Annotated in this window: 6 protein-coding genes and 1 pseudogene; 3 read left to right on the top strand and 4 right to left on the bottom strand. The window is 61.9% G+C overall.

The window, feature by feature from the left end; all coding sequences use genetic code 11:
• A pseudogene (locus A2J01_RS18175) lies at nt 1-827 on the top strand (cytochrome b); the annotation flags it as partial.
• A 150-nt stretch (nt 828-977) separates the two neighbouring features.
• Here the strand turns inward: A2J01_RS18175 and A2J01_RS18170 are convergent.
• On the bottom strand, nt 978-1,274 hold the full coding sequence (locus A2J01_RS18170; RefSeq protein ID WP_064113262.1) for an antibiotic biosynthesis monooxygenase family protein: 297 nt from the start codon (nt 1,272-1,274) through the stop codon (nt 978-980).
• A gap of 66 nt (nt 1,275-1,340) precedes the next feature.
• Here A2J01_RS18170 and A2J01_RS18165 point away from each other — a divergent pair, with 66 nt between their 5' ends.
• On the top strand, nt 1,341-1,730 hold the full coding sequence (locus tag A2J01_RS18165; protein WP_030537047.1) for a DUF3224 domain-containing protein: 390 nt from the start codon (nt 1,341-1,343) through the stop codon (nt 1,728-1,730).
• A 109-nt stretch (nt 1,731-1,839) separates the two neighbouring features.
• Here the strand turns inward: A2J01_RS18165 and A2J01_RS18160 are convergent, their stop codons facing one another.
• Nucleotides 1,840-2,256 carry a cytochrome c oxidase subunit 4 gene (locus A2J01_RS18160; protein ID WP_003941723.1) on the bottom strand — a complete coding sequence of 139 codons (417 nt, stop codon included), beginning with the start codon at nt 2,254-2,256 and terminating at the stop codon, nt 1,840-1,842.
• Between the two features lie 39 nt (nt 2,257-2,295).
• Complete coding sequence (gene ctaC, locus A2J01_RS18155; RefSeq protein ID WP_064113261.1) at nt 2,296-3,360, bottom strand: aa3-type cytochrome oxidase subunit II; 1,065 nt, start codon at nt 3,358-3,360, stop codon at nt 2,296-2,298.
• A 319-nt stretch (nt 3,361-3,679) separates the two neighbouring features.
• On the opposite strand from ctaC, the gene asnB reads away from it, so the two are divergent.
• On the top strand, nt 3,680-5,605 hold the full coding sequence (gene asnB, locus A2J01_RS18150; RefSeq protein WP_064113260.1) for an asparagine synthase (glutamine-hydrolyzing): 1,926 nt from the start codon (nt 3,680-3,682) through the stop codon (nt 5,603-5,605).
• Nucleotides 5,606-5,668: 63 nt separating this feature from the next.
• On the opposite strand, the gene A2J01_RS18145 is transcribed toward asnB, so the two are convergent.
• Nucleotides 5,669-5,938: PfkB family carbohydrate kinase (locus A2J01_RS18145; RefSeq protein ID WP_231915819.1), on the bottom strand; the 270-nt coding region annotated here is incomplete at its 5' end.

Genomic DNA, 5,938 nt, shown 5'->3' with positions numbered 1-5,938 from the left:
TCGGTGGTCTGTTCCAGATCAACCCCGTGTGGAACATCGGTCCGTACAACCCGTCACAGGTCTCGGCAGGTTCCCAGCCCGATATCTACATGATGTGGACGGACGGCCTTGCTCGACTGTGGCCGGCGTGGGAGATCTACCTGTTCAACCGGTACACGATCCCTGCAGTGTTCGCCGTCGCCCTGATCATGGGCCTCGTCTTCGCACTGTTGATCGCGTACCCGTGGATCGAGAAGCGTCTCACCGGAGACGACGCTCACCACAACATCCTGCAGCGCCCGCGCGACGTGCCGGTCCGTACCGCTATCGGTGCGATGTCCATCGCGTTCTACCTGGTGCTCACGATCTCCTGCATCAACGACATCATCGCGTACCACCTGCACATCTCGCTGAACGCAATGACGTGGATCGGCCGTATCGGCATGGTCATCCTTCCGCCCATCGCGTACTTCGTGACGTACCGGTTCTGCATCGGCCTGCAGCGCAGTGACCGTGCAGTCCTCGAACACGGCATCGAGACCGGCATCATCAAGCGGATGCCGAACGGCCAGTACATCGAGATCCACCAGCCGCTCGGCCCCGTCGACGAGCACGGACACCCGATCCCGCTCGAGTACCAGGGTGCTGCTGTCCCGAAGAAGATGAACAAGCTCGGCCTCGCCGGCAAGCCCGGTAGCGGTAGCCTGATCACCGCTGACCCAGTCGAGGAGAGCGAGGCTCTCGAAGCCGCTCATCACGAAGCTGAGCACGAGCAGCTTCAGATCCTTCTGGACTACCAGAACCGAACCAACGGCAAGTCCGATGGTTCCAGTGGAGAACTCCACTAAGAACGTCAGCTGACCAGTGAGGCCCCGAACCGGATTCCGGTTCGGGGCCTCACTCGTTCTCTGAGCGATTCAGTATGGACAACCTCCAAGTGGGGCACCACTCCCCCGGTTCGTCGTCTGAGCGTCGACAACAGCAGGCACTACGCTTTGCTAGACCTCGAGCACAGTCGAATAGTGCTCCACCGTCGGGAACGGCTCGTAGAAGTGATGGAGAAGTTCTCGCCACTTCTCGTATCCTGGCGACTTACGGAACCCGATGGTGTGTGACTCCACGTCTTCCCACTCGACCAGCAGGAGATATCGCTCCGGTGATTCCAGGCAGTGCGAGAGCCGCAGCCTGATGAATCCGGGAACCTCGGAGATGATGGTTCGGGCCACGTCGAATGCGGCCGCGAAACGCGCTGACTGCGACGGATCGACCTGCAGGACGGCATGTTCGAGAATCATCTACGGAGTGTTGCACGTTCTCGGGAGTCCCCTCGAGGCGTTGTCGCCTGGTGAGATACTCGGACCATGACATCCCATGCACGCGGCACCTTCGAGATCGATCTTCGCCCCGCCGATCCTGAGCTCTCCGGACGCGTCGGACGCTTCGAGTTCGACAAGACGTTCATCGGCGGCGTCGAAGGCACGTCGTCCGGCCTGATGCTGTCCGCGGGCGATCCGACAGCCGGTGCAGCGGGCTATGTCGCTTTGGAGTTTGTCACGGGGCAGGTCGACGAAGCTGTGGGATCGTTCGCCCTGCAGCAGTTCGGTCAGATGATCGACGGAACGCAGAAGCTTCTGTACGAGATCGTGCCGGGGTCCGGAACCGGCGAGTTGAAGGGCATCGCAGGCACTCTCGAGCTCGAGGTCGTCGACGGTCTGCACCGCTACGACCTCGAATACTCGCTCCACGATTGACAGAGAGCGGTTGTTGACAGGGACCCTCCTACCACCGAAACGTACATAAACGACAACAGAGGCGCCGTACCCGGGTGGGTGCGGCGCCTCTGTTCGAGTGCGGGTGAAACTAGTGCTTCTCGGGTCCGGTGTAGTACTCGAACACCAGGCCTGCGGCTGCGGCGAGCACACAGACAACTGCGACTGCGATGAGCCACGGCTGGAAGTACGCCAGCGACACTGCCGCGAGTGCAGCAGCAGCGGCAAGCAGGATCGGCCAGAAGCTACCCGGGCTGAAGAAGCCCAGTTCTCCTGCACCGTCCGAGATTTCAGCGTCGTCGTAGTCCTCGGGACGGGTGTCCAGACGACGGGCGACGAAGCGGAAGTAGGTACCCACGATGAGCGTCAGACCTGCAGACAGGACGATGGCCGTCAGTCCGGCCCACTCGATACCTGTGCGTGACAGAGCGGTGAACACTCCGTAGATGATCGCGACGAGAATGAAGAACATCGTCAGGATCTCGAAGAGCTTGGCTTCGATCTTCATATCAGCACTTGTCCTTGTTCAGTGAAGAGGCTGGCCGGCTCAGTTGCCTGCAGTGGCGACGGTTGCCTGACGGTACTCGCGGTCGGTGTTGAACGGCGTGGTCGACGTAGCCACCGGCGACTGACCGATTGCCTGCAGAGCCTCAGCGGTCGTCAGACCACCCTTGCCCTCCGCGTCACCCTTGCGCAGTTCGATGTACTTGGCGAAGTCCTCCGGCGAAACCGCACGAACCTCGAAGTTCATCATCGCGTGGAACGTGCCACACATTTCTGCACAACGCCCGACGAACGCGCCTTCCTTCTCGATCTCACTGATCTGGAAGATGTTGTCCGAGTGGTTCTCCTTGGGGTTCGGGAGAACGTCACGCTTGAACAGGAACTCAGGCACCCAGAAAGCGTGGATGACGTCCGAGGAAGCAAGTTCGAACTGGATCCGCTTGCCGGTGGGCAGAACGAGGATCGGGATCTCCTGGCTGGAACCGACGGTCTCGATCTTGTCGTAGTGCAGGTAGCTCAGGTCCTCGGTGCTGTTGCCGTGGATCGGGCCGGGGACTTCTTCCCCGTGTTCGTTCACGGTGGAACCCTCGGTCTTTGCAGCCTCTTCGGCCTCGACGTCGATTCCGTTGTACTTGGCGGAGCCGTCACCGAACTCGATGGAGCGGTAGCCGAACTTCCAGTTCCACTGGAAGGCCGTGACGTCTACGACGACGTCAGGATTGTCCGTCTTGTCCAGAACGTGGTTCTGAACGATGACGGTGAAGTAGAAGAGAACCGCGATGATGACGAAGGGAACTGCCGTGTAACCGAGTTCGAGCGGCACGTTGTATGCCGGCTGACGCGGGAATTCCGGCGAGTCCTTCTTCTTACGGTGGAAGATGACGGCCCAGAAGACCAACCCCCACACCAGCACACCCATGACGAGGGCGGCTACAACCGACCACGTCCACAGCTCACGCATGCGCGTCGCCTCCGGGGTGATGCCCGAAGGCCACCCGAAACGAAGCACTTCGTTGTCGATGGAGCAACCCGACAGCAGCAAGGCAGCAATGCCCAGAGATACTGCCAGCCCCGCTCGCCGAAGGATCCGACCTTGCGCCACGTTCACGCCTTCCTGATCGCCACAAAATTCAACTAGGGCATGCCCGGAGGGAAGGCCCAATTACTACGCAGCGTAGACCAAAGCCGGGCGCTATCCATCCTCGGGTCCTCGCCCGTGTCGCGGCGGACGTCACACAGCTCTCTCAGGTGCTGCTCAGGAACGGCTCAGGTCGTTTCGGCGACGCACATCACGTCGATTCGTTCCGCCGCGATCGGCAGGGACGTCGATCTGCGGCATACTTTCGTCAAGAGTTCGTTGACCTCTCCCCGACACTCGTGTCCGGGAGCCTTCTGTACAAAAATTCTGAATCGAGGAACCGGACGCTGTGTGTGGACTGCTCGGGCTACTGACATCTGGCGGAACCAGCGAGGACGCCGTCTCGCGGGTCGACCAGGCGATGCATTGCCTTCGTCACCGCGGGCCGGACGAACACGGGACGTGGAACGACGATCACCTCGTCTTCGGGTTCAACCGCCTGGCGATCATCGACATCGCTCATTCCCACCAGCCGCTGCGTTGGGGCCCACCGGAGAACCCGGAGCGTTATGCGCTCACGTTCAACGGCGAGCTCTACAACTACTTGGAGATCCGCGCCGAACTGGTCAAGGACCACGACGCCGAGTTCTTCACCGAGGGCGACTCCGAGGCCATCGTCGCTGCATTCCACTACTGGGGTGAGGACGCGGTCCGGCGCCTGCGCGGAATGTTCGCGTTCGCGATCTGGGACACCGACACACGCGAGCTGTTCATCGCGCGCGATCCGTTCGGGATCAAGCCGCTGTTCATCGCGACCGGCGCCGGCGGCACCGCGTTCGGCAGCGAGAAGAAGAGCCTGCTCGAACTCACCGATCTGATCGGCATCGGTACCGAGCTGGATCCGCGTGCCATCGAGCACTACACCGTTCTGCAGTACGTACCGGAGCCGGAAACACTGCACAAGCAGATCCGCCGCCTGGAGTCGGGCAGCTTCGCTCGGGTGCGTCCGGGCGAGGAGCCCACGTTCACGCGGTATTTCACGCCGAAGTTCCCGGCCAAGCCTTTTGCACCTGGCACCGAGAAGGCGCGCTACCAGGAAATCGCCGAGGCACTCGAGGATTCGGTCGCCAAGCACATGCGTGCCGACGTCACCGTCGGTTCGTTCCTGTCCGGCGGTATCGACTCCACGGCGATCGCGGCGCTGGCGATGCGCCACAACCCCAACCTGATCACCTTCACGACCGGTTTCGAACGTGAGGGCTATTCCGAGGTCGACGTCGCTGCAGAATCTGCCGCAGCGATCGGCGCGAAGCACGTCGTCAAGGTGGTCTCCCCCGCCGAGTTCGCCGCTGCCATTCCCGAGATCGTCTGGTACCTCGACGACCCGGTAGCCGATCCGGCATTGATTCCGCTGTGGTTCATCGCGAAGGAAGCGCGCAAGCACGTCAAGGTCGTGCTGTCCGGCGAGGGTGCCGACGAGTTGTTCGGCGGCTACACGATCTACCGTGAGCCGTTGTCGCTCAAGCCTTTCGAGTACCTCCCCAAGGGGCTGCGTCGGGCCGCGGGCAAGTTGTCCGAACGCATCCCGGACGGCACTCGCGGCAAGAGCCTGCTCAATCGCGGTTCGTTGACCCTCGAGGAGCGCTACTACGGAAATGCTCGTAGCTTCAACGACGCTCAGCTCCGCGCCGTCCTGCGCGATTTCCGTCCGGAGTGGACGCACCAGGACGTCACTGCGCCGATCTACGCGCAGTCACGGGACTGGGATCCGGTTGCGCGGATGCAGCATCTCGACCTGTTCACCTGGCTGCGCGGCGACATCCTCGTCAAGGCAGACAAGATGACGATGGCCAACTCGCTGGAACTGCGTGTGCCGTTCCTCGATCCCGAGGTCTTCGACGTCGCGTCACGCGTACCGCTCGAACAGAAGATCACGAAGGACACGACCAAGTACGCACTGCGCCAGGCCCTGGAAGGCATTGTGCCGCACCATGTTCTGCACCGTGCGAAGCTCGGATTCCCGGTTCCCCTGCGCCATTGGCTGCGCGGCACCGAACTCTTCGACTGGGCACATCTGCAGATCGAGGAGTCGGGTACCGACCACATCTTCGACAAGCAGGCCGTCGTGAAGATGCTCAACGATCACCGCGAGGGCGTGTCCGACCACAGCCGACGCCTGTGGACCGTCCTGACCTTCATGGTCTGGCACGGAATCTTCGTGGAGAAGCGCATCGTGCCGCAGATCCAGGAGCCGGTGTACCCGGTCAATATCTAGGCCTTCGGCCCCGTGAGCGGTTAGGGAGTCTCCGAACTCCTCAACCACTCACGGGGCGGAGCCCTACTTCGGCAGGATCGTCGCGATCTCGTCCGCTGCCGCGCTGCCGTATGCGTCGGTAAGGCGCTTGAGTGCCTCGTCGCGATTGAACACCCACTCCTGCGTTCCCACGGTCTCGAGAATCAACACAGCGACCAAAGATCCCAACTGTGCAGCACGCTCGAAGCTCAGACCGGCGCCGTGTGCGAGCAGGAACCCGGCGCGGAAGCCGTCACCAACGCCCGTCGGATCCACCTTGCCGGTCTCGGGCACTACATCGACGCGCACCCAATT

This window comes from Rhodococcus sp. EPR-134, assembly GCF_001647205.1.
In the GTDB taxonomy this organism is placed as follows: Bacteria; Actinomycetota; Actinomycetes; order Mycobacteriales; family Mycobacteriaceae; genus Rhodococcus_F; species Rhodococcus_F qingshengii.
This window is presented reverse-complemented; position numbering and strand designations above follow the sequence as displayed.

Coding starts and splice junctions, on each gene's coding strand:
- A2J01_RS18170 (WP_064113262.1), bottom strand. CDS start 1,274: ATGATTCTCGAACATGCCGTCCTGCAGGTCGATCCGTCGCAGTCAGCG.
- A2J01_RS18165 (WP_030537047.1), top strand. CDS start 1,341: ATGACATCCCATGCACGCGGCACCTTCGAGATCGATCTTCGCCCCGCC.
- A2J01_RS18160 (WP_003941723.1), bottom strand. CDS start 2,256: ATGAAGATCGAAGCCAAGCTCTTCGAGATCCTGACGATGTTCTTCATT.